We start from the raw sequence: 18,833 nt of genomic DNA on the forward strand, positions 1-18,833 counted from the left end.
TGCGTAACTAGACCGGTCTGTCTAGCTTGAGAGGGGGAAGAGATAGGTCGTTCTCCTCAATGAAGGGAGGCTCCCGTGCCTCGCACCCTCGTGCTGCTGACCTCGATCGTCGTGTCGTTCCTGGCCGCTTCCAGCGCGCCCACGCCGCTCTACACCGTCTACGCCGAACGCTGGCACTTCACACCCGTCACGACCACCGTGATCTTCGCGATCTACGCGCTGGCCGTCCTGGCCGCGCTGCTCGTTCTCGGCCGGCTGTCCGACCATCTCGGCCGCCGTCCGATCATTCTGGCCAGCCTCGGGCTGCAGGCCGTCGCCATGATCGTGTTCGCCACCGCCGGTGGCCTGGGAGCACTGATCGCCGGTCGCATCCTGCAGGGCGTGGCCACCGGCGGGTCGGTCGGCGCGATCGGGGCGGCGATGCTGGACGTGGACCGGCGGCGCGGCGTCCTGACCAACGCGATCGCGCCCGGCCTGGGCACGGCGCTCGGCGCGCTGCTGTCCGGGCTGATCGTGCAATACCTGCCGGCCCCCACCCACCTGATCTATCTGCTGCTGCTGGCGGTGTTCGCGATCCAGGCGGCCGGGGTGCTCCGCATGCCCGAGACGGTCACCCGCCGGCCGGGGGCGGTCCGGGCCCTCGTACCGGAATTCTCCGTGCCGAGGAGCCTGGCCGGACCGGTCCTCACCGTCGCGCCGATCCTGTTCGCGGTCTGGGCACTGGCCGGATTCGGCGGATCGCTGGCGCCGGCACTGGTCCGGGAGCTGTCCGGGTCCCCGGCCGCGGCCCTGGCCGGAGTGCCACTCTTCCTGCTGACGTTCGTCGGTGCCATGACCACGGTGGCGGTGGATCGCGTGCCGGCCCGGCTCGTGCTGCGGTGGGGCATCCCGCTCGTGATCGCCGGCTCGCTGGGCACCCTGGTCGCGACCACGCTCGGGTCGACCACCGGCTTCCTCGTGGCCACGGTCGTCGCCGGTGCCGGCTTCGGAGCCGGGATCCAGGGCGCCATGCGTACGGTCGTGCCGCAGGCCGCGCCCGAGGAGCGCTCCGGCGTGCTGTCGGTCCTCTACGTCATCACCTACCTCGGCATCGGCTTGCCGTCGGTGACAGCCGGGGTCTTCGTGGTGCACAGTGGCCTGGACGGCACCGCCCGCGGCTACTCGGTCTTCGTGATCCTGCTCGCCGTGGCGACGCTGGCCGGCACGCTGCGCACGGCACGACGGGTAGAGTCGGTCCGATGACAAGGCGGTCGCCGGCCCGGGAGAAGCTGCTCGACGCGGCGGACGAGCTGTTCTATGCCGAGGGCGTCAAAACGGTCGGCATCGACCGGGTCATCGAGCACGCCGGAGTGGCCCGGGCCTCGCTCTACAACAGCTTCAGCGGCAAGGACGAGCTCGTCAAGGCGTACCTCGAGCGTCGCGCGGACCGGATGCTGGCCCGCATCGAAGAGGCCGTGGCCGCCCGCGCCGACGCCCGCGACCGGCTGCTGGCCGTCCTCGACGTCCAGGCGGCCTGGATCGCCGCGCCGTCCTACAACGGGTGCGCGTTCGCCCGCGCCTCGGCCGAGTCGACGCCCGACGGGGTGGCCCGGATCGCCAGCGACGACTTCCGGAGGCGCCTGATCACGCTGCTGACCGACATCGCCGGCCAGGCCGGCGTGGCCGCCCCGGAGGAGCTGGCCCGGCAGCTGTCCCTGCTCTACGACGGCGCGGCCAACGCCGGTCGCTTCGACCGGCAGCGCGCCTCCGACACCGCCCGCGCCATCGCGTCGACGCTTGTCGACGGGGCGCTCCAGCCCAGTCGGCGCGGCGCTTGAGCGTACGGAAGACCGTGATCGCCTTCTTGACCGACGAGGGATCATGCGGCCTTCACCGAGCTGCTCCCTAACGTGCCGCGGGAGGTCGTCCTCCACAGCGGTGCTGCGTTCCTGGCGAATCTCGCGCGTACGGGAGTGATTGCGAGCCCCGGCCCGCTGCGTACGATACGGTTTCGTCCAGAACGGGGAGTACATGAGCGACGGCGGGGGATCGCCGCGTCGTTGCGCGGCGGGCAGCGGCCCTCGCCGTGGGAAGAGGATTCGGAACGGAATCTTCGCGTGCGCTTCGACCGCGGCGACTCGCGGGTCGAGGGACGGGGATCCGAGCCGTGAGCCACACGTCTCAACGCAGCACTGCGGTGCCGGCCGGTTCGCACAGCCACCGCTGGCTGCGGTCGGCAGTCCAGCCGTCCCGCCCTGGCCCGCGTCCGCCCGACCTTGACCGAGGAGCCCTTCGAGTCCCGCTTCGCATACGGTGTCCGGCTCGGCGCATGTCGGCCGGGGTCGGCGCCGGCGAGTACTCGAGCACGTCGATCGGGCCCAAGCCGCTGCTCGGCGGCGGTCAGCGCCACTATCAGGGCGGGGCGGTCGGTGACGTCGGCTGGGAAGTCCTCGACCCGGGTACCGAGACCGAACAGCCTGCCGGCGACTTCCTCGAGCGCCGGACGGGTCCGGGCGATCAACGTCACGTCGAACCCCTCGGCCGCGAAGCGCCGACCGATCGCGTGCCCCGGTTGCGGGCCGGCGCCGATGACAGCGATCGTGCTCACTCGTTCGTTCGGCGGTGTGCGCAAGGATGCCGTCGGTGAGGATGTCCTCGCCGGTGGGCTTCTCCTCGCCCTCGCGCTGCTGGTCGTTGAAGTCGGCGCGTTCCCCGGGCGTCAGCGTCGTGTAGTCGCCGGCCAGCCAGGTCGCCAGGGCCGGGGAGGCGGCGATGCCCGTGACGATGTCGTCGCGCCGAGGGGCCACCTCGCTCACCGGCTTCCCCGCGTATCACCTATCTGCAGTGCCCGCCCTGCTCAGCGGCGCGAGCGCAGGCGTACCGCGCTAGCCCGGACCTCCGCCTGAGCACGGTGACGATCCGAACGGACCGTCTCCCCCTCGGCGACGACCAACTCCCCCGCCACTCGGACGTCCACGACGCCGCGGGAGCCGGCCGCCCACACCAGATTGCCGATCAACTCGTCGTCCGGCATGTCCAGCCCGGTGGCGAAGGCCGGAGTATCGACACTGACGGTCACGACGTCGGCCCAGCGACCGGTCTCCAGGACGCCGATGTCGTCACGGCCCAGGGCCTCGGCGCCGTACCGGGTGGCCAGCAGAAGAGCGTCCGCGGCCGTCATCACGCCGACGTCCTGCCGGGTGACCCGCGCGATAAGTGCCGCCGTCCGCGCCTCGTCCAGCAGGTCGAGCCGGTCGTTGCTGGCCGGGCCGTCGGTACCGAGCCCGACCGGCACGCCCGCTTGCATCAGGGCCGGCAGTGGCATGATGCCGGATGCCAGCTTCGCGTTCGACGTCGGGCAGTGAGCGACACCCGTCCCCGCCTCGGCCAGCAGCTTGATGTCCGCGGGCGAGACGTGGACCGCGTGCGCGGCCGTCAGCCGTGCCTCCAGCAAACCCGTTTCCTTCAGCAAACTCGGTACGGATCCGAACCGCTCCAGCAGTTCGACGTCCTCCTCGACGGACTCCGCGACGTGGATGTGCACGAGCGCTCCCCGGGCACGGGCGAGTTCGCCGACGAGCCGCAGCGCTTCCGGCGGAAGCACGTAGGCGGAATGCGGCCCGTACGCGTACTCGATGCGCTCGTCGGGCCCACTGCGCAGACCCTCGCTGTCGATGCGGGTGGTGATGCGCTCGACGACCTTGCGCCAGTCCTCGCCGCCGGGCAGGTCGAGGACGGCCTCGGCCAGGATGCCCCGGCCGCCGGTCTGGAGAATCGCCTCGGCCTGCTGCTCGACATGGAAGTACATCTCGGAGGTGGTGGTGATGCCGCCGCGCAGCATCTCGATCGACCCGAGCAGCATGCCGGCCCGGATGTCGGCCGGCGTCATCAGCGCCTCGGCCGGCCACATCGCCTGCCGCAGCCAGTCACCCAGCGCCAAGTTCCCGCCGCGACCCCGGAGCGCCGTCATGGGGCTGTGGGCGTGGGCGTTGATCAGTCCCGGCATGAGGATGCCGTCGACCGGCCGGAGGGCCCCGGCCCATTCCGGGGCGTCCTCGGCCGGGCCGACGTACAGAATCCGGCCGTCGGCGCCGATGTCCAGGACACCGTCGCGCACGACCGAACAGGCGCTGTCACAGGGAAGAATGATCGGCGCGTGAAGTCGCTCCGGAGTACGGGTCATGACCGGGTACGACGCGGTCCGGCGGGTCGTCGTTCAGCGGGCGTACGCGATGGGCCGGCTCATCGGGAAGTGGAGACCGCGGTGTCGCGGGTGATGTCGAAGCGGCCGGGGTCCGGGAACCGGCTGCCGTCGCGGTTGGCGGCCGGCAGCGCGATCCGCACCAGCTTGCGCCTCGAGATGGTCACGCCGGCGATCGTGAACTGTGGCCACGTGCACGTGAACGCCGGCGACGGCCGGAACGTCGAAACTGGGCATGGCTGTTTCGTACCACGCCGCCGACCGATCCGAGCTCGGCCGGGAACAGACCGTGGGCTCGCTCCTGCGATGGGCCGCCGAGCAGGCACCCGACATCCGGGCCCTGGTCGAAGGCACCGGAGAGGATGACGCCCGCGCGTGGACCTACGCCGAACTGCTCGCCGACGCCGAACGCGGCGCCCGCGCGCTGCTCGGCCGGTTCGCCCCGGGTGAACGGGTGGCCGTCTGGGCCAACAACATCCCCGAATGGATCGTCCTGGAGATGGCCGCCGCCCTGGCCGGGATCACCCTGGTGACGGTCAACCCGGCCCTGCGGCCCGGCGAAGTGCGCCACGTGCTCGAGCAGTCGCGTGCGGCCGGGGTGTTCCTGCTCCCGGAGTATCGCGGCAACCCGATGGCCGAGTCGCTGGCCTCCCTCCGCGCCGACCTGCCCGAGTTGCGAGAAACGGTGCTCTTCACGGACTGGCAGGCGTTCCTGCGGTCGGGTTCCGGCACACAGCCACTGCCCGTTGTGGCGCCCGGCGATCCTGCGCAGATCCAGTTCACCTCCGGCACCACCGGCCGGCCCAAAGGCGCTGTTCTGCATCACAACGGGATCGTCAACAACGCGCAGCTGTCGTACCGGCGGCTGCTCGACGTCCAGCCCGGTGACGTCTGCGTGAGCGGGATGCCGTTGTTCCACACGGCGGGCTGTGTGCTGGTGACCCTGTCCATGATCGGCGGCCTGGGCACCCAGGTGCTCCTGCCCCGATTCGATCCGGGCCTGCAACTACGGCTTATCGAGGCCGAGCGCAGCTTCCTGTTCGGCGGCGTGCCCACCATGTTGCACGCCATGCTCGACCATCCGAGCCTGGCCGCGACCGACCTGTCCTCGGTGCGGGTCGGCCTCAGCGGCGGCGCGACCGTGTCACCGCAGCTCGTCGACCGTGTCGAGGCGACGATCGGCGCGCCGTTGCTGAACATCTACGCGCAGACCGAGGCCTCGCCCGGCATCACGATGACCACGACCGACGACAGCGCCGAGAATCGGCGGAACACGGTCGGCCGCCCGCTACCCGGCATCGAAGTGAAGATCGTCGACCCCAAGGAGGGGCGCACGCCCACACCCGCCGGGGTCGTGGGTGAGCTCTGCACCCGGGGCTACCACGTCATGACCGGCTACTTCGACGAGCCGGACCAGACCGCGAAGGCCATCGACGCCGACGGCTGGTTGCACACTGGCGATCTGGCCGCCATGGACGACAAAGGCTACTTGCGCATCGAGGGCCGCCTCACCGAAATGATCATTCGGGGCGGCGAGAACATCTATCCGGGCGAGATCGAGCACGTGCTGCAGGGCCATCCCGACGTGGCCGACGTGGCGATCGTCGGTGTACCCGATCCGGCCTGGGGCGAGCAGGTAGCCGCGTTCGTGATCCTCGCCCCCTCGGCCACGGCCGACGAGCAAGAGCTTGCCGATTTCGTACGCCGGAACCTCGCCCCGTACAAGACGCCCCGCACGTGGCGCTTCGTCGGCGAGTTTCCGCTCACCGGCTCCGGTAAGGTCCAGAAGTTCGCGCTCCGCGACCAGCTCGTTTCGGAACGGTCCCTCACCTGAGGACGCCGGCCGACGGTGCTGCCACCGTCGGCCGGGCCGCGAACGTCAGGCAGCGTCGTCGTGGGCCGTGGCGGCGGACTTGTCCCGCCAGGCCGCGAGGTCATCCTCGATGCTGCGGATCTTGACCAGCTGACGTTCGATCGCGTCGGGGCCAAGGGCCAGGTGGCCGGGCAGCTTGTCCTGGCCGGCCACCTCGTAGATCAGGGCGGCTCCCTTGACGGGGTCACCGAGCTGGGCGTGGTTGGCCGTGCCGGCCCAGTCCAGCGTGGCGTGAGCCGGCGTACCGTCGGCAGCAAGGAGTACCACCACCCGCTGGTCGGCGACCTCACGGTCACCTACCAAGCCCTCAGCCCCGCCGACGACCCCGATCAGATCCTGTCATCGACGGCACCGAACCCGGCAGCTCGTCCGAGGCCGCCCTGCGACTGCTGGCCGGGCCGGGTCTCGATGTGATGTCCGGGGACGTCGGTCGAGGAAGTGTGACCACTCAATCTGACGATGATCTTTGTTCGGCCCGGAGCACGTCGGCTTTGTCGGCGGCCAGTCGCCGCAGCAGGATCAAGGCGTCCTCGGCCGAGCTGCCCGGTTCGGCGGTATAGACCGACAGGTGCTGGCCGGGGGCGCTGGTGACGGCCAGGGCTTCGAAGTGCAGGCTCAGCGTTCCGACATGGGAATGGTGAAAGCGTTTCTCGTACTCGCGGGTTCGCGGGCGAATCTCGTACCGCGCCCATAGATCGGCGAACACGGGACTGCGCACGCTCAGCCGGCCGACGACCTGCTCGATCCGCTCGTCGCCGGGGAACTGCGACGACGAGGCCCGCAGATTGCCCACCGCGATCCGCGCCGCCCGGTCCCAGTCGGCGTAGAACTCTCGGGCGAACGGATCAAGGAAGATCATGCACAGCAGGTTGTCGTATCGGGCGAACCCGCTGTAGAGCTCCCGGGCCAGCGCGTTGGCGGCCAGGATGTCCTGCGCCACGCCGACGATGAAGGCCGGCATGTCCCGCATGCCGTCCATCAGCCGGCGCAACTCCGGTGCGACCTCGGTCAGGGCCGTAGCGCCCTCGAAGACGGGCAGGCCAAGACGATAGAGGTGAGCGGTCGCGACGTCGTCGAGCCGCAACGCGGCGGCGAGGGCCCGCAGCACTTGTTCCGAGGGATTGCGCTCCCGCCCCTGTTCCATCCGCTTGTAATAGTCGACGCTCATGCCTGCCAGCAACGCCACCTCGTCGCGCCGCAGCCCGGTCACCCGGCGGGCGCCCGACTCGGGCAGCCCGACGTCGGCCGGGGTGGTCGCTGCCCGGCGCGCCCGCAGGAAGTCGCCGAGTTTGTGCTCGTTCTCCACCCAGGCCACGCTACCGGCGGAAAGGCCTCACTTCGGGGGTGCCGTGCACCCACCCACGTCGTCGTCGACACCGACACCATGGTCGTCGGCCGGGCCGCGTCGATCCGGCGGTGGAGCGCCTGAACGCCGGGCGGATCGCGAACGTCGAACCAAGGGTGACATCACTCGAGCGAGTCCCACCCGCGCCGCCCTCCGATACGTACGGCGAAATCGAGCATGTCTCGGTCAACTTCGACGACCTCGATCCGTACGGAATGGTCTATGCTCCCCGTTTTCTGATTTTGTTCGACCGGGCTTTCAATCGCATGCTGGAACGACTCGTCCCCGGCTTCAGCCCTTTGGATCCGGCCTACATGGCCGTGATCCGCGAGGTGACCATCACTTATCACGCGCCGTTCGCCGGCCTGGGGACGGCGCGGATCCAGACCTGGGTGGACTTGGTGGGCCGGACGAGCGCGCAGTGGAGTCACCGGTTCTGGTCGAACGACGGGCAGATCGTGCATGCCGAGGCTCGGCGCACACTCGTACACCTCGATCCGGTGACCCGGTTGCCTTCCCCATGGACCGAAGCGGATCGGGAGGGCATGACGAAACTCATGCGTCAGAGCGACTCGCCGTGACGTTCACAATGCTGCCAGCCGTCGCGCGCAGGTGCGGCAGCGCAGCCCGGGAGCAGGACTAGGGGGTGTTTCCTCGGTTCGCCCGAGGGCGATTACCGTCGTGCCCTGGGGAGGGGGGCAATACCAGGGCCCCTCTGGCGGACGCCCGGCGTGCCAGCATGGTGAGCATGCGTACAGCGAACCTGGGCGGGTTGGAAGTCGCCCGCATCGGCCTCGGCGCCATGGGCATGTCCCACGGCTACACCGGCGCCCGCAGCGACGACGCCGAGTCGATCCGCACCATTCACCGGGCGCTCGACCTGGGCGTCACCCTCATCGACACGGCCGAGGTCTACGGCCCGTACGTCAACGAGGAGCTGGTCGGCAAGGCGCTGCGCGGCCGCCGCGACGAGGTGGTGCTGGCCACCAAGTTCGGGCTCATCCCGCACACCGGTGGCGGCGCCGGACAGCCGGACAGCATCCGCATCGCCGTCGAGGGCTCGCTCAAGCGGCTCGGCACCGACCGGATCGACCTGTACTACCAGCATCGGGTCGACCGCACGACGCCGATCGAGGACACCATGGGTGCCCTGGCCGACCTCGTGCGCCAGGGCAAGATCAGGCACATCGGCCTGTCCGAGGCCTGGACCGGCACGATCCGCCGCGCCCACGCCGTGCACCCGGTCACCGCGCTGCAGTCGGAGTACTCGCTGTGGACCCGCGACCAGGAGGAGATCCTTCCCTTGCTGCGCGAGCTCGGGATCGGCCTGGTCGCCTACTCCCCGCTCGGGCGCGGCTTCCTGACCGGTGCCCTGCGCACCCCGGCCGACGTGGAGCGGCTCGACGACGGCGACTTCCGCAAGGGGCATCCCCGGTTCACCGGCGAGAATTTCCAGCGCAATCTGCGCCTCGCCGATCAGGTGCAGGCGATCGCCGGGCAGAGCGGAGCCACGCCGGCCCAGGTCGCCCTCGCCTGGCTGCTGAGCAAGGGTGACGACATCGTGCCGATCCCCGGCACCAAGCGCGCGGCCCGGGTCGAGGAGAACACGGCCGCCGACGGCATCACCCTCACGCCGCAGCAGCTCGAGGCGTTGGACGCGATGGCCCCGGCCGCGGGCGGCCACCACACCGACGCCCAGATGCGGGCGATCGAACGCTGACCGGAGCGGCGGTGCTCAGGTGGCGCTCCAGCCGCCGTCGAGCACCAGCCTGGTGCCGGTGACATAGGAGGCCTGCGGCGAGCAGAGGTACGCGACGGCACCCGCGACCTCCTCCGGGTCGATCAGCCGCTTGATCGCCGGCCGGGTCAGCAGCACGTCGGAGACCACCTGGCCGGGCGGGAGCCCGTGCACCCGGGACTGGTCCTCGATCTGCTTCTCGACCAGCGGCGTACGCACGTATCCCGGGCAGACGCAGTTGCTGGTCACACCCCGGCCCGCCCCCTCCACCGCGAGCACCTTGGACAGTCCCTCGAGGCCGTGCTTGGCGCTGACGTACGCGGACTTGTAGGCGCTCGCCCGGATGCCGTGCACGCTGGAGATGTGCACGATCCGGCCCCAGCCCTTGGCGTACATGGCGGGCAGGACCGCGCGGCTGAGCAGGAACGGCGCCTCGAGCATCAGCCGGAGCATGAACGAGAACCGCTCGGGGTCGAACTCCTCGACCGGCGAGACGTGCTGCACGCCGGCGTTGTTGACCAGGATGTCGGCCTCGATCGCGAGGCCGGCCAGCTCGGCGGTCCGGCTCAGGTCGAGCGGCAGTGCCTCGCCCCCGATGCGGCCGGCCACCTCGGTGGCGCCGGCCGCATCGACGTCACACACGATGACGTGCGCCCCGAGCGACGCCAGCCGCCCCGCGACCGCCGCGCCGATGCCACCGGCGGCGCCGGTCACGAGGGCCCGCAGTCCGGTCAGCTCATCGTCGTTCATGAGAAGTCTCACCTGCTCCGACGTGCGTGTATGGAACGCCCACTATACAAGCGGGCACGGTATGGACAAGACCGCCGGCCGTCATCGCACGGCCTCGAGGAGCGCGAGGGCCACGGACGCGAACGCTTCGTTGATCTCGACCCGGCCGAGGGCGGACGGCGCGACGCCGAGGCGGTGCAGCGCCGCACTGATCGCGGGCCTCGGCGGCGACACCCGCGCGGGCCAGCGCCGCCCGGACGGCGTGGGCCCCCAGCTCAGTGGCGGGAACCGTGGCGAGGGCGCCGGTGTAGCGGGCGAAGGGGGTGCGGGCGTATCCCGCGATGACGGCGCTCACGCGTGGAATTCGGTGCCGGTGAGCTCGCGCAGCTCCTCGATCCCCTGGCCGGGGGCGAGGCGCCGCAGCAACAGCCCGTCGCCGGTGACGTCGAAGACGGCGCGGTCGGTGATGATCCGGTCGACGACGCCGGCGCCGGTCAGCGGCAGGGTGCACCGGTCGACGATCTTCGGCGTGCCGTCCTTGGCGACGTGCTCGGTGACCACGACGACGCGCGGGGTGCCGGCGACCAGGTCCATGGCGCCGCCCATGCCCTTGACGAGCTTGCCGGGGATGGTCCAGTTGGCCAGGTCGCCGTTCGCCGCGACCTGCAGTGCGCCGAGCACGGCGGTCTGCACGTGCCCGCCGCGGATCATGCCGAACGAGGTGGCCGAGTCGAAGATCGCGGCGCCGGGCAGCAGGGTGACGGTCTGCTTGCCCGCGTTGATCAGGTCGGCGTCCTCGTCGCCGTCGAGCGGGAACGGTCCCATGCCCAGGATGCCGTTCTCGCTCTGCAGCGTCACGTGCACGCCGGGCGGCAGGTGGTTGGCGACCAGCGTCGGAATGCCGATGCCGAGGTTCACGTACTGGCCGTCGCGCAGTTCGGCCGTGGCGATGCGGGCCATGTCGTCACGCGTCCACACGGGGCCGCACCGTCCTGTTCTCGATCGCCTGGCCGGGGTGCTCGGTCCGGATGAGGTGCTGCACGTAGATGCCCGGGGTGTGGACGTCGTCGGGGTGCAGCTCACCCAGCTCTTCCGCCTCGGCGATCGTGCACCGTCCCGCTGTGGCCACGAGGGGGTTGAAGTTGCGGGCGGTCAGCCGGAACCGCAGATTGCCCTCCAGATCGGCGCGGTGCGCGCGGACCAGCGCCAGGTCGGTCACGATGCCGCGTTCGAGGATCGTGCGGACCCCGTCGAAGGTCTGCTCCGGCTTGCCCTCGCCGATCGGCGTGCCGGCGCCGGTGGGCGTGTAGAAGGCGGGGATGCCGGCGCCCCCGGCACGCAATCGTTCGGCGAGCGTGCCCTGGGGCACGAACTCGACGTCGAGGGTGCCGTCGAGGTACTGCTGCGCGAAGAGTTTGTTCTCCCCGACGTAGGAGGCGAGCACCTTGCGCACCTGCTTGTTCTCCAGCAGCAGGCCGAGGCCCTGACCGTCGACGCCCATGTTGTTGCTGACGACGGTGAGGTCGCGTACGCCGGTGTCGCGCAACGCCGTGATCAAAGAGGTGGGGTTGCCGGACAGTCCGAACCCGCCGACCGCCACCGTCATGCCGTCCCGCGCTACCGCAGCGACGGCCTCCGCGGCGCCCTCCACGAGTTTGCTCATGGCCGGCACGCTAACCGCGGCCGGGCCGGAGCCCCTAGGAACGACCGCAGAATGACTCGGATGGTCGCCGGGTGCTCATAATGTGGGCATGCAGGGTTCGCAACTGGTCTCCCGGATCGGCGCCGTGCTGCGCCGGGTCGGCTCGGGCGCCGCCGCGGGTGTCACGACCGCGGAGGTCGCCGCCGCGACCGGTCTCCCCCGCTCGACAACGCAACGGGTGCTCGCCGCGCTGGCGGAGGAGGGATTCGTCGACCGCGACGCCGTCCGCGGGCGCTGGCACCTGGGACCCGAGATGTTCCTGCTGGGGTCGGTGGCCGCGGAGCGCTACGACGTGACCTCGATCGCGCGCGACATCCTGCGGACGCTCGCCGAGCAGAGCGGGGAGAGCGCCTTCTTCTCGGCGCGCCGGGGCGACGAGACCGTCTGCCTCGCCGGTGCGGAGGGCAGCTTCCCGTTGCGCTCACACGTGTTGCACGAGGGCATCCGGTTCCCGCTCGGCGTCGCGTCCGCGGGCCTGGCGATCCTGGCCTACCTGCCCGCCGCCGACGCCCGGGAGTACGCCCGGCGCCGCGGCGGCGATCTCGCGACGGCGTACGGCGACTCGCACGACACGGCCTCGCTCATGCGCCGCGTGACCGCCACCCGCCGCCGGGGTTACGCGGTCAACCCCGGACTGCTCGTCCCCGGCAGCTGGGGCATCGGCGCCGTCGTCTTCGACCGCTCCGGCTCCCCGGCCTGGGCGCTGAGCCTGACCGGGGTGGAGTCCCGCTTCCACGGCGCCCGCACGGCTCAGCTCGGCGCGCTGCTGCTCGACGCCGCGCACACTCTGTCGCAGCGGATCCCACGCCGGGACTGACGACCCGGCCTCTAGACTAACCGTCCAGCGTCTGGACGGTTAGTCTAGGATGCCTCGCGAAGGAACAGCGAAAGGTGTCCAGGGTGAGTGAACGGGAAGCCGAGGCGATCCTGTCGGCGTTGCGGCCGGTCATTGCCGGGCTTGCGGAGACGTTCGGTCCCTCGTGCGAGGTCGTGCTGCACGACTACCGCCGGGGCGAGCAATCCGTGGTCGCCGTGGCGGGCGCGGTGACCGGACGCGAAGCCGGCGGCGCGATGAGCGAGATCGGGCTGGCGATGCTGGCCCGGGGCGACGCCGCCGGCAATGACATCAACTACGTGACGCGCACCCCCGACGGCCGGGTCGTCAAGTCGTCGACGATGCCTTTGCACGACGGCGACGGCCGCCTGTTCGGCGCGTTGTGCGTCAATCTCGACGTCACCGTCCTTCGGCAAGCCGGCGATCTGCTGACCGCCCTGGCCGGGACCACCCCGGCCGCCCTGCCGACGACCACCTTCTCCAACGATTTCGACGACATCGTCGAGGCCGCGGTCCGGGCTGAGGAGCTGGCCAGCGGCAAGCCGGTCGGCAGCCTGACCCGCGGTGAACGCATCAGCCTGCTACGCACGCTCGACCGACGCGGTGTGTTCCAGGTCCGTAACGCCGTCCAACAGGTCGCCGATCGCGTCGGTGTCTCCCGCTCCGCGGTCTACGCCGACCTGGCCGAAAGCCGCCGGGCCTGACCCGTCCGATCCGAGGAAGAGATTCCCCCATGAACCTCCACGACGTGGAAACCCCCTTTCTCGCCGTCGACCGGCACACCGTGCTGACCAACGTGCACCGCCTCCGGTCCCGCCTGGACCGGCTCGGCACCGCGCTGCGTCCGCATGTCAAGACCGCCAAGTCCATCGACGTCGCCGCCCTGCTCGACGACGGGACACCCGGGCCGATCACGGTGTCCACCCTGGCCGAGGCCGAGGCATTCGCCGCCGCCGGCTACCGGGACATCCTGTACGCCGTCGGCATCGCCCCCCACAAGGTCGCTCGGGTGACAGCCCTGCGTGAGCGGGGGGTCGACCTCATCGTGCTGCTCGACAGTGCCGAACAGGCAGCGTCCCTGACCGCCGGCATCCCGGCGCTCATCGAGATCGACTGCGACGGTCACCGCGGCGGCCTCCGGCCCGGCGACCCCGCGCTTCTCACCATCGCCCGGACGCTGGAGGACACCGGAGCCGACCTGCGGGGCGTGCTGACCCACGCCGGTGAGTCGTACTTCGCCGACGGCGACGACGAACTCCGGGCCGCGGCGGACAACGAGCGGCACAGCGCGGTCCGGGCCGCCGAGACGCTACGCGCGGCCGGACACGAGGCTCCGGTGGTCAGCGTCGGATCGACCCCCACCGCGCACTTCGCCACCGACCTCACCGGCGTGACCGAGGTACGGGCCGGCAACTTCGTCTTCTTCGACCTCGTGATGGCCGGCATCGGTGTGTGCCGGATCGAGGACCTCGCGATGAGTGTGGTGGTCACGGTGATCGGCCACCGTCACGACAAGGGCTGGATCCTCACCGATGGCGGATGGATGTCCACCTCCCGCGACCGTGGCACCTCCCGGCAGCGGGTGGACCAGGGCTACGGGCTGGTCACCGACCTCGGCGGAACGTTGTACCCGGACCTGCTGATGACCGATGCGAGCCAGGAACACGGCATCCTGTCCATCCGCCCCGGCAGCACGGCCGCGTTGCCGGACCTCCCGGTCGGCGCCCGGGTCCGGATCCTGCCGAATCACGCTTGTGCCACCGCCGCTCAGCACGACCGCTATCACGTGATCGAACCCGGATCGCCGACCATCCGCGCCACTTGGCCACGCGTACGAGGCTGGTGACGAGGCGACAGGCGCCTTTCAGCGGCCCGCGTACGCCTCCACGACGATCGCGGCCGGGTCGAAGCCCTCCGGCAGCCCCTCCAGCGCGACCACCACCTCGTCGCCCGGGCGCAGGTCGAGGTAGTTGTCGCTGTAACGCACCCCGGGCACCCCGGCCGACACCCGCGCCTGATAGGTGAGCGCGGCCGCGTGCACGGTGACCGTGGCCGTGGTGTCACCGGTGCGCGACACCGTCCACTTGGGGGGCTCGCCGCTCAGTCGCAGGTCGCGCACCTCGCCACCGAACAGCCGGTTGGCCCCGAACACGCCGTCGCCGCTGCGCACCCAGGCCCACTCGCCCGTACGCAGGAACTCCGACCGTGCCCAGACGCGCCTGGACTCGCCGCCCGCCAGCTCGACGGCCACCTCACGCGACTCGGTGACCACGCCGGCGGCGTCGGTCAGGTCGACCAGCGCGGTGGTCCGTACGGGGGAAGGGATGCTGTTGCTGACCCACAGCTCCAGCCCGGCCGCGCCCTGGGCGAAGGTCGCCACGACCGGCGCGAAGGCCCGGCGCAACGCGTACCAGCTGGACTTGGGCACCGCCTCGTGGTCGACCACCGACCAGCTGAAGCCCGGCCAGACGTCGTTGAACTGCCACACCAGCGTGCCGCTGCAGTGCGGCTGGCGCCGGCGGTAGTGCTCGACGCCGAACTTGAGCCCCTCCGCCTGCGCGGCCATGGTGAAGTCGACGTACTGGGGCATGGTCGCGGGCAGTCCGGTGACGATCTCGAGCACCGCGTCGCCCTTGTTCTTCGGGTGGTCCTTGTTGTGCGCGTCGAACGACTCGCTGTGGATGGACAGCTGCCCGGCCGGGATCCACCGCTGCAGCGTCTCCAGTGCCGGGGAGGCGTGGATGCCGAACTCGCTGATGAACTTGCCCAGGTCGTTGGCGTAGCGCCGGTGGTGACGAGCCTGACCCGGGTCGTCGTACGGGCCGCCGCCGGCACCGAAGTCGAATCCGTGCCACACCTCCCACGCGTGCCGGTCGCCGTCGCGGACGCCGTTCACCGCCATCCAGCCCTCGGACTCGTCCTCCCCCCACGGGCTGCCCGGCCAGTAGGGCACCGTGCCGTCGAGGCGCGCCACGGTGTCGGGCAGGATCCGGTGGAAGAAGTCGTAGCCCCAGTTGCCCGGCTCGTAGCCCTGGTAGGCGAAGCCGTGGATCAGCTGGACCTCGTTGTTGCCGCTCCACACCGCGATGCTGGCCCGGTTGCGCAGCCGGCGGACCTGGTACTCGGCCTCGAGCGTGACCTCGCGCCGCAGCACCGGGTCGTCGCTCGGATAGTCGATGCACGCGAACATGAAGTCCTGCCAGACGAGCACGCCGAGCTCGTCGGTGAGGGCGTAGAACGCGTCCTGTTCGTAGATGCCGCCGCCCCAGATGCGGAGCATGGTCATGTTGGCGTCGCGGGCGAGCCCGATCAGGTCGCGGTAGCGCGCCTCGCTCACCGAGCCGACCAGCATGTCGGCCGGCAGCCAGGCGGCACCGCGGGCGAAGATGGGCACGCCGTTGAGCAGGAACCGGAAGAGGCGGCCCCCCTCGGGGTCGGGCGAGCGGTCGAGCGCGATCGTCCGCAGGCCGACGCGGTCGGTACGGGTGTCGAGCACCTCGCCACCGGCGCCGATCAGCTCGATCACCACGTCGTAGAGCGCCGGGGTGCCCAGGTCGTGCGTCCACCACAGCTCGGCGTCGTCGATGGTCACGGTGGCGGTCGCCAGGCCGGGCAGATCAATCGTGTGTCCGGCGCCGCTCGGTGCCGTCAGCGTCACCCGGGCGTTGGCCGGCGCGTCGGCCTCGACGGTGACGGACACCGAAGCCGACGTGCCTTCGATGGCATCCGTACGGATGTGGTGCCCGGTGATCGACGCGGCCGCCAGCACGCGCAACTCGACCGGACGCCAGATGCCCACCGACGGTACGCGTGGCCCGAAGTCCCAGCCCCACGAGAAGGTCGCCTTGCGCCGCAACGTGGCCAGCGGCAGCGCATCGGACAAGCCCCCCTCGCCCGCGTCGCCGAACATCGGGCCCAGACGCTCCCCCATGGCGATGGCGGACTCGGGCGGGGTCAGCCCCTCCAGCGGCGGCCGGAAGCGGACGAGCAGCTCGTTGCGGTCGGCCAGGGCGACGTCGGCCTCAAACGGGCGGAACATGTTCTCGTGGTGCCCGAGGTGCTCGCCGTTGAGCCACACGTCGGCCACGGTGTCGAGGCCGTGGAAGACGAGCCGGGTCCGCGCGCCGGGGCCGGCATCAGGCCGGGGAAAAGTGGTGCGGAACCACCAGTCCCGCTCCTCGATCCAGCGGACGGAGTCCTCGTTGCGGTCGTAGTACGGGTTCTCGATGCGGCCCGCGGCGAGCAGCGACTCGTGCACCCCGCCCGGCACCACGGCCGGGATCCACCGGGCGCCCTCCAGCGCGGCCGGATCGCTACCGGTCGGCGCCTCGGCCAGCTCGAAGTCGTGCAGGAAGGTCATGCCAGGGTCCTTTCGTCGGACGCCGTCCGGGAGACGAGGTCGTGGCGGGTGATGGGGGCGGTGCGGCCGGACTCGTCGTGCTCCTGGCCGATCTCGGGCACGCGCCGCACCGACACGGCGCCGAGCACCCCGAGCAGGGCCAGGAAGCCGAACAGTGCGGTGTAGCCGCCGATCGCGAGCAGCAGCGGCGCGACGAACGGCACGACCGACTGCGGCAGCGAGTTGGCGATGTTGATGATGGCCAGGTCCTTGCCGGCGTCGTCGGTGCTGGGCAGCACGCGGACGCACATCGCGAGGTCGATCGCGAAGAACGCGCCGGTGCCGATGCCGAGCAGGCCGGTGGCGACGTAGACGAAGGCGAGCGACGGCGCGAACGCCATCAGCACCAGGGCGACGGCGGCGACGACACCGGCGAACACGATGAACGGCTTCTGCCGGCGTACGGCGTCGGACAGGTAACCGGCACTCACGCTCGTGACGGCCAGCAGGACGACCGAGATGAGCGACAACTGCAGCACCATGCCGCCGACCTCGTCCTCGGCGACGTCGAAGCGCTGCAGCAGATAGAACGCGTTGTACGAGCTGCTCGCGTACGCGCAGGTGATGAGGAAGCGAACCAGCCAGGCCCAGCCGAACGCGGGGTGGTGGCGCGGGTTGATCCAGAACGTGCGCAGGAAGTTCTCGCCGCCGCGGCCGCGCACGCCCCGGGTGTCACGCAGCAGGACGACGGCGAGGACACCGGCGATCGCGGCCACCGCGGCCACCGCCTGCCACTGCCGGGCGGACCCGGCCTCGAAACCGTTGGCCAGCGCGAGCCCGGCCAGCGGACCGACCGCGATCGTCAGTCCGACCAGCCCGGACACGCCGCCGCGGCGCTCGGCCGGCACCTGGTCGGCGACCAGCGCGTTGGTGGCCGCGTACTGGAAGTTGAAGAGGGCCTGCACGAAGGCCCAGAGCAGGACGACCTGCCAGACGCTGGTCGCCGCGCCCAGCGCGACCAGGGCGGCGGCGCCGGCGAGCGAGCCGGTGAGGATCCAGGTGCGGCGGCGGCCGAACCGCCAGAGCGTGCGGTCGCTGATGCGCCCGGCGATCGGGTTGAAGACGAGGGCGACGAGCGCGCCGGCTCCGGTCACGATGCCGAAGGCGCTGGTGGCGTCGTCGCCGGCGAGGTCGGAGAGACGAAGGGTGAGCAGCAGCTGCACCGGGGTGAGCAGGGCGACGTAAAACCCGACCTGCGAGACGAGCAGGGCGGGGACGAGACGACCGAGAGAGGTACGGGGGGAGACGGTCATGTGGCACTTCCTTGGGTTGTGCGTTAACGGGACCGTAACCCAAGTTGGTAGTAACTACCAGAAGAAAAGTCGCTCCCGTATCCCGGTATGCTCGGGGAGTGGGACTTCGCGAACAAAACGCCCGTCGGACGAGGTCAGCGATCGCCGAGGTGGCCCTGCGCCTGTTCGAGGACCAGGGCTACGACGACACGACCATGGAGCAGATAGCCGCGGCGGCCGACGTCGGCACGTCCACGCTCTACCGCTACTTCCCGACCAAGGACAGCACGCTGCTCGACCACCCGTTCCTCGAGGCACGCACGGTGGCCGACCTCCTCGCCGACCGACCGGCCGGCGAGCCCATCGACGTGGCGCTGGGCCACGCGCTGGCGGACCACCTGGCCGCACTCGACCACAACATCGAAGACATTGCCCGCGTACGCCTCCAGATCGACCGCAATCCCGCGGTGCGCGCCCGCGTGTGGGACGTCTGGGCCCGCCACGAGGCCCTGCTCGAGCAGGCCATCGCCGACCGCCTCGCCGCGTCGCCGGACGCGCTGGAGATCCAGGTGGCCGCGCACACCACCCAGATGATCACGCAGATGGCTCTCGACCAGGCCCGCTCCACGGTCAGCCCGGAATCCCTGGCCGTGTACGCGGAACGGGTCGTGGCGCTGCTGGATTCCGGGACCGTGATGCTGCCGCGCCTGCCCGCTCAGCCGGGCCCCGGCGAGCAGGCGTAGGCCGCCGCATCCGATCGCCGGGTGAACGGACCACCGCCGCGATTCGTCGGCCCCAGA

The 18,833-nt window shown here is 70.9% G+C and carries 21 protein-coding genes; 11 read left to right on the forward strand and 10 right to left on the reverse strand.

The window, feature by feature from the left end; genetic code table 11:
* The first annotated feature begins 75 nt into the window (after nucleotides 1–75).
* The 3 genes from RBH18_RS04370 to RBH18_RS04380 all read left to right on the forward strand — a co-directional run bounded on the left by RBH18_RS04370 (nucleotide 76) and on the right by RBH18_RS04380 (nucleotide 2,626).
* Complete coding sequence (locus RBH18_RS04370) at nucleotides 76–1,242, forward strand: MFS transporter (RefSeq protein WP_306204588.1); 1,167 nt, start codon at nucleotides 76–78, stop codon at nucleotides 1,240–1,242.
* Nucleotides 1,239–1,817 (forward strand): TetR/AcrR family transcriptional regulator, encoded by a 579-nt coding sequence (locus RBH18_RS04375; RefSeq protein WP_306204590.1) that lies wholly within the window; start codon nucleotides 1,239–1,241, stop codon nucleotides 1,815–1,817. Before RBH18_RS04370 ends, RBH18_RS04375 begins: the two co-directional genes overlap by 4 nt.
* A gap of 491 nt (nucleotides 1,818–2,308) precedes the next feature.
* Entirely contained in the window at nucleotides 2,309–2,626 is a 318-nt protein-coding gene (locus RBH18_RS04380; protein WP_306204591.1) for a hypothetical protein, read from the forward strand.
* A 210-nt stretch (nucleotides 2,627–2,836) separates the two neighbouring features.
* Here RBH18_RS04380 and RBH18_RS04385 read toward each other — a convergent pair whose 3' ends face one another.
* Both RBH18_RS04385 and RBH18_RS04390 read right to left on the reverse strand, forming a co-directional pair.
* Nucleotides 2,837–4,096, reverse strand: coding sequence for an amidohydrolase family protein (locus tag RBH18_RS04385; RefSeq protein WP_306204592.1), 1,260 nt, complete (start codon nucleotides 4,094–4,096; stop codon nucleotides 2,837–2,839).
* Nucleotides 4,097–4,221: 125 nt separating this feature from the next.
* Nucleotides 4,222–4,347, reverse strand: a complete 126-nt coding sequence (locus RBH18_RS04390) for a hypothetical protein (RefSeq protein ID WP_306204593.1) — start codon at nucleotides 4,345–4,347, stop codon at nucleotides 4,222–4,224.
* A 68-nt stretch (nucleotides 4,348–4,415) separates the two neighbouring features.
* Here RBH18_RS04390 and RBH18_RS04395 point away from each other — a divergent pair, with 68 nt between their 5' ends.
* Entirely contained in the window at nucleotides 4,416–6,014 is a 1,599-nt protein-coding gene (locus RBH18_RS04395; RefSeq protein WP_306204595.1) for an AMP-binding protein, read from the forward strand.
* A 45-nt stretch (nucleotides 6,015–6,059) separates the two neighbouring features.
* Here the strand turns inward: RBH18_RS04395 and RBH18_RS04400 are convergent, their stop codons facing one another.
* Nucleotides 6,060–6,356, reverse strand: a complete 297-nt coding sequence (locus RBH18_RS04400) for a Rossmann-fold NAD(P)-binding domain-containing protein (protein WP_306204596.1) — start codon at nucleotides 6,354–6,356, stop codon at nucleotides 6,060–6,062.
* On the opposite strand from RBH18_RS04400, the gene RBH18_RS44060 reads away from it, so the two are divergent.
* The gene (locus RBH18_RS44060) at nucleotides 6,285–6,467 is read left to right on the forward strand and encodes an MmyB family transcriptional regulator (protein ID WP_372338858.1); all 183 of its coding nucleotides are present in this window, start codon (nucleotides 6,285–6,287) and stop codon (nucleotides 6,465–6,467) included. The two genes, RBH18_RS04400 and RBH18_RS44060, sit on opposite strands and share 72 nt — an antisense overlap.
* A 34-nt stretch (nucleotides 6,468–6,501) precedes the next feature.
* On the opposite strand, the gene RBH18_RS04405 is transcribed toward RBH18_RS44060, so the two are convergent.
* Nucleotides 6,502–7,359, reverse strand: coding sequence for a helix-turn-helix transcriptional regulator (locus RBH18_RS04405; RefSeq protein ID WP_306204597.1), 858 nt, complete (start codon nucleotides 7,357–7,359; stop codon nucleotides 6,502–6,504).
* Nucleotides 7,360–7,469: 110 nt separating this feature from the next.
* Here RBH18_RS04405 and RBH18_RS04410 point away from each other — a divergent pair, with 110 nt between their 5' ends.
* Nucleotides 7,470–7,979 (forward strand): acyl-CoA thioesterase, encoded by a 510-nt coding sequence (locus RBH18_RS04410; protein WP_306204598.1) that lies wholly within the window; start codon nucleotides 7,470–7,472, stop codon nucleotides 7,977–7,979.
* A 167-nt stretch (nucleotides 7,980–8,146) separates the two neighbouring features.
* Nucleotides 8,147–9,118 (forward strand): aldo/keto reductase, encoded by a 972-nt coding sequence (locus tag RBH18_RS04415; RefSeq protein ID WP_306204599.1) that lies wholly within the window; start codon nucleotides 8,147–8,149, stop codon nucleotides 9,116–9,118.
* Between the two features lie 15 nt (nucleotides 9,119–9,133).
* Here the strand turns inward: RBH18_RS04415 and RBH18_RS04420 are convergent, their stop codons facing one another.
* From RBH18_RS04420 to RBH18_RS04435, 4 genes are all read right to left on the reverse strand, one after another.
* The gene (locus tag RBH18_RS04420; RefSeq protein WP_306204601.1) at nucleotides 9,134–9,886 is read right to left on the reverse strand and encodes a 3-hydroxybutyrate dehydrogenase; all 753 of its coding nucleotides are present in this window, start codon (nucleotides 9,884–9,886) and stop codon (nucleotides 9,134–9,136) included.
* Between the two features lie 81 nt (nucleotides 9,887–9,967).
* Nucleotides 9,968–10,099 carry a hypothetical protein gene (locus RBH18_RS04425; RefSeq protein ID WP_306204603.1) on the reverse strand — a complete coding sequence of 44 codons (132 nt, stop codon included), beginning with the start codon at nucleotides 10,097–10,099 and terminating at the stop codon, nucleotides 9,968–9,970.
* 117 nt (nucleotides 10,100–10,216) lie between these two features.
* Nucleotides 10,217–10,843 carry a CoA transferase subunit B gene (locus tag RBH18_RS04430; protein ID WP_306204604.1) on the reverse strand — a complete coding sequence of 209 codons (627 nt, stop codon included), beginning with the start codon at nucleotides 10,841–10,843 and terminating at the stop codon, nucleotides 10,217–10,219.
* The gene (locus tag RBH18_RS04435; RefSeq protein ID WP_306204605.1) at nucleotides 10,830–11,528 is read right to left on the reverse strand and encodes a CoA transferase subunit A; all 699 of its coding nucleotides are present in this window, start codon (nucleotides 11,526–11,528) and stop codon (nucleotides 10,830–10,832) included. The genes RBH18_RS04430 and RBH18_RS04435 overlap by 14 nt, the downstream gene beginning before the upstream one ends.
* Before the next feature lie 88 nt (nucleotides 11,529–11,616).
* Here RBH18_RS04435 and RBH18_RS04440 point away from each other — a divergent pair, with 88 nt between their 5' ends.
* From RBH18_RS04440 to RBH18_RS04450, 3 genes are all read left to right on the forward strand, one after another.
* Nucleotides 11,617–12,384: an IclR family transcriptional regulator gene (locus RBH18_RS04440; RefSeq protein WP_306204606.1), complete on the forward strand. Its 768-nt coding sequence runs from the start codon at nucleotides 11,617–11,619 to the stop codon at nucleotides 12,382–12,384.
* Between the two features lie 83 nt (nucleotides 12,385–12,467).
* Nucleotides 12,468–13,106: a helix-turn-helix transcriptional regulator gene (locus tag RBH18_RS04445; protein WP_306204607.1), complete on the forward strand. Its 639-nt coding sequence runs from the start codon at nucleotides 12,468–12,470 to the stop codon at nucleotides 13,104–13,106.
* Between the two features lie 29 nt (nucleotides 13,107–13,135).
* Nucleotides 13,136–14,248 (forward strand): alanine racemase, encoded by a 1,113-nt coding sequence (locus RBH18_RS04450; RefSeq protein WP_306204609.1) that lies wholly within the window; start codon nucleotides 13,136–13,138, stop codon nucleotides 14,246–14,248.
* Between the two features lie 18 nt (nucleotides 14,249–14,266).
* On the opposite strand, the gene RBH18_RS04455 is transcribed toward RBH18_RS04450, so the two are convergent.
* On the reverse strand, nucleotides 14,267–16,762 hold the full coding sequence (locus RBH18_RS04455; RefSeq protein WP_306204611.1) for a glycoside hydrolase family 2 protein: 2,496 nt from the start codon (nucleotides 16,760–16,762) through the stop codon (nucleotides 14,267–14,269).
* Nucleotides 16,759–18,054: an MFS transporter gene (locus tag RBH18_RS04460; RefSeq protein ID WP_306204612.1), complete on the reverse strand. Its 1,296-nt coding sequence runs from the start codon at nucleotides 18,052–18,054 to the stop codon at nucleotides 16,759–16,761. The genes RBH18_RS04455 and RBH18_RS04460 overlap by 4 nt, the downstream gene beginning before the upstream one ends.
* A 149-nt stretch (nucleotides 18,055–18,203) precedes the next feature.
* On the opposite strand from RBH18_RS04460, the gene RBH18_RS04465 reads away from it, so the two are divergent.
* Entirely contained in the window at nucleotides 18,204–18,776 is a 573-nt protein-coding gene (locus tag RBH18_RS04465; protein WP_306204613.1) for a TetR/AcrR family transcriptional regulator, read from the forward strand.
* Nucleotides 18,777–18,833 lie beyond the last annotated feature (57 nt).

The organism is Actinoplanes oryzae, assembly GCF_030757795.1.
GTDB lineage: Bacteria > Actinomycetota > Actinomycetes > Mycobacteriales > Micromonosporaceae > Actinoplanes.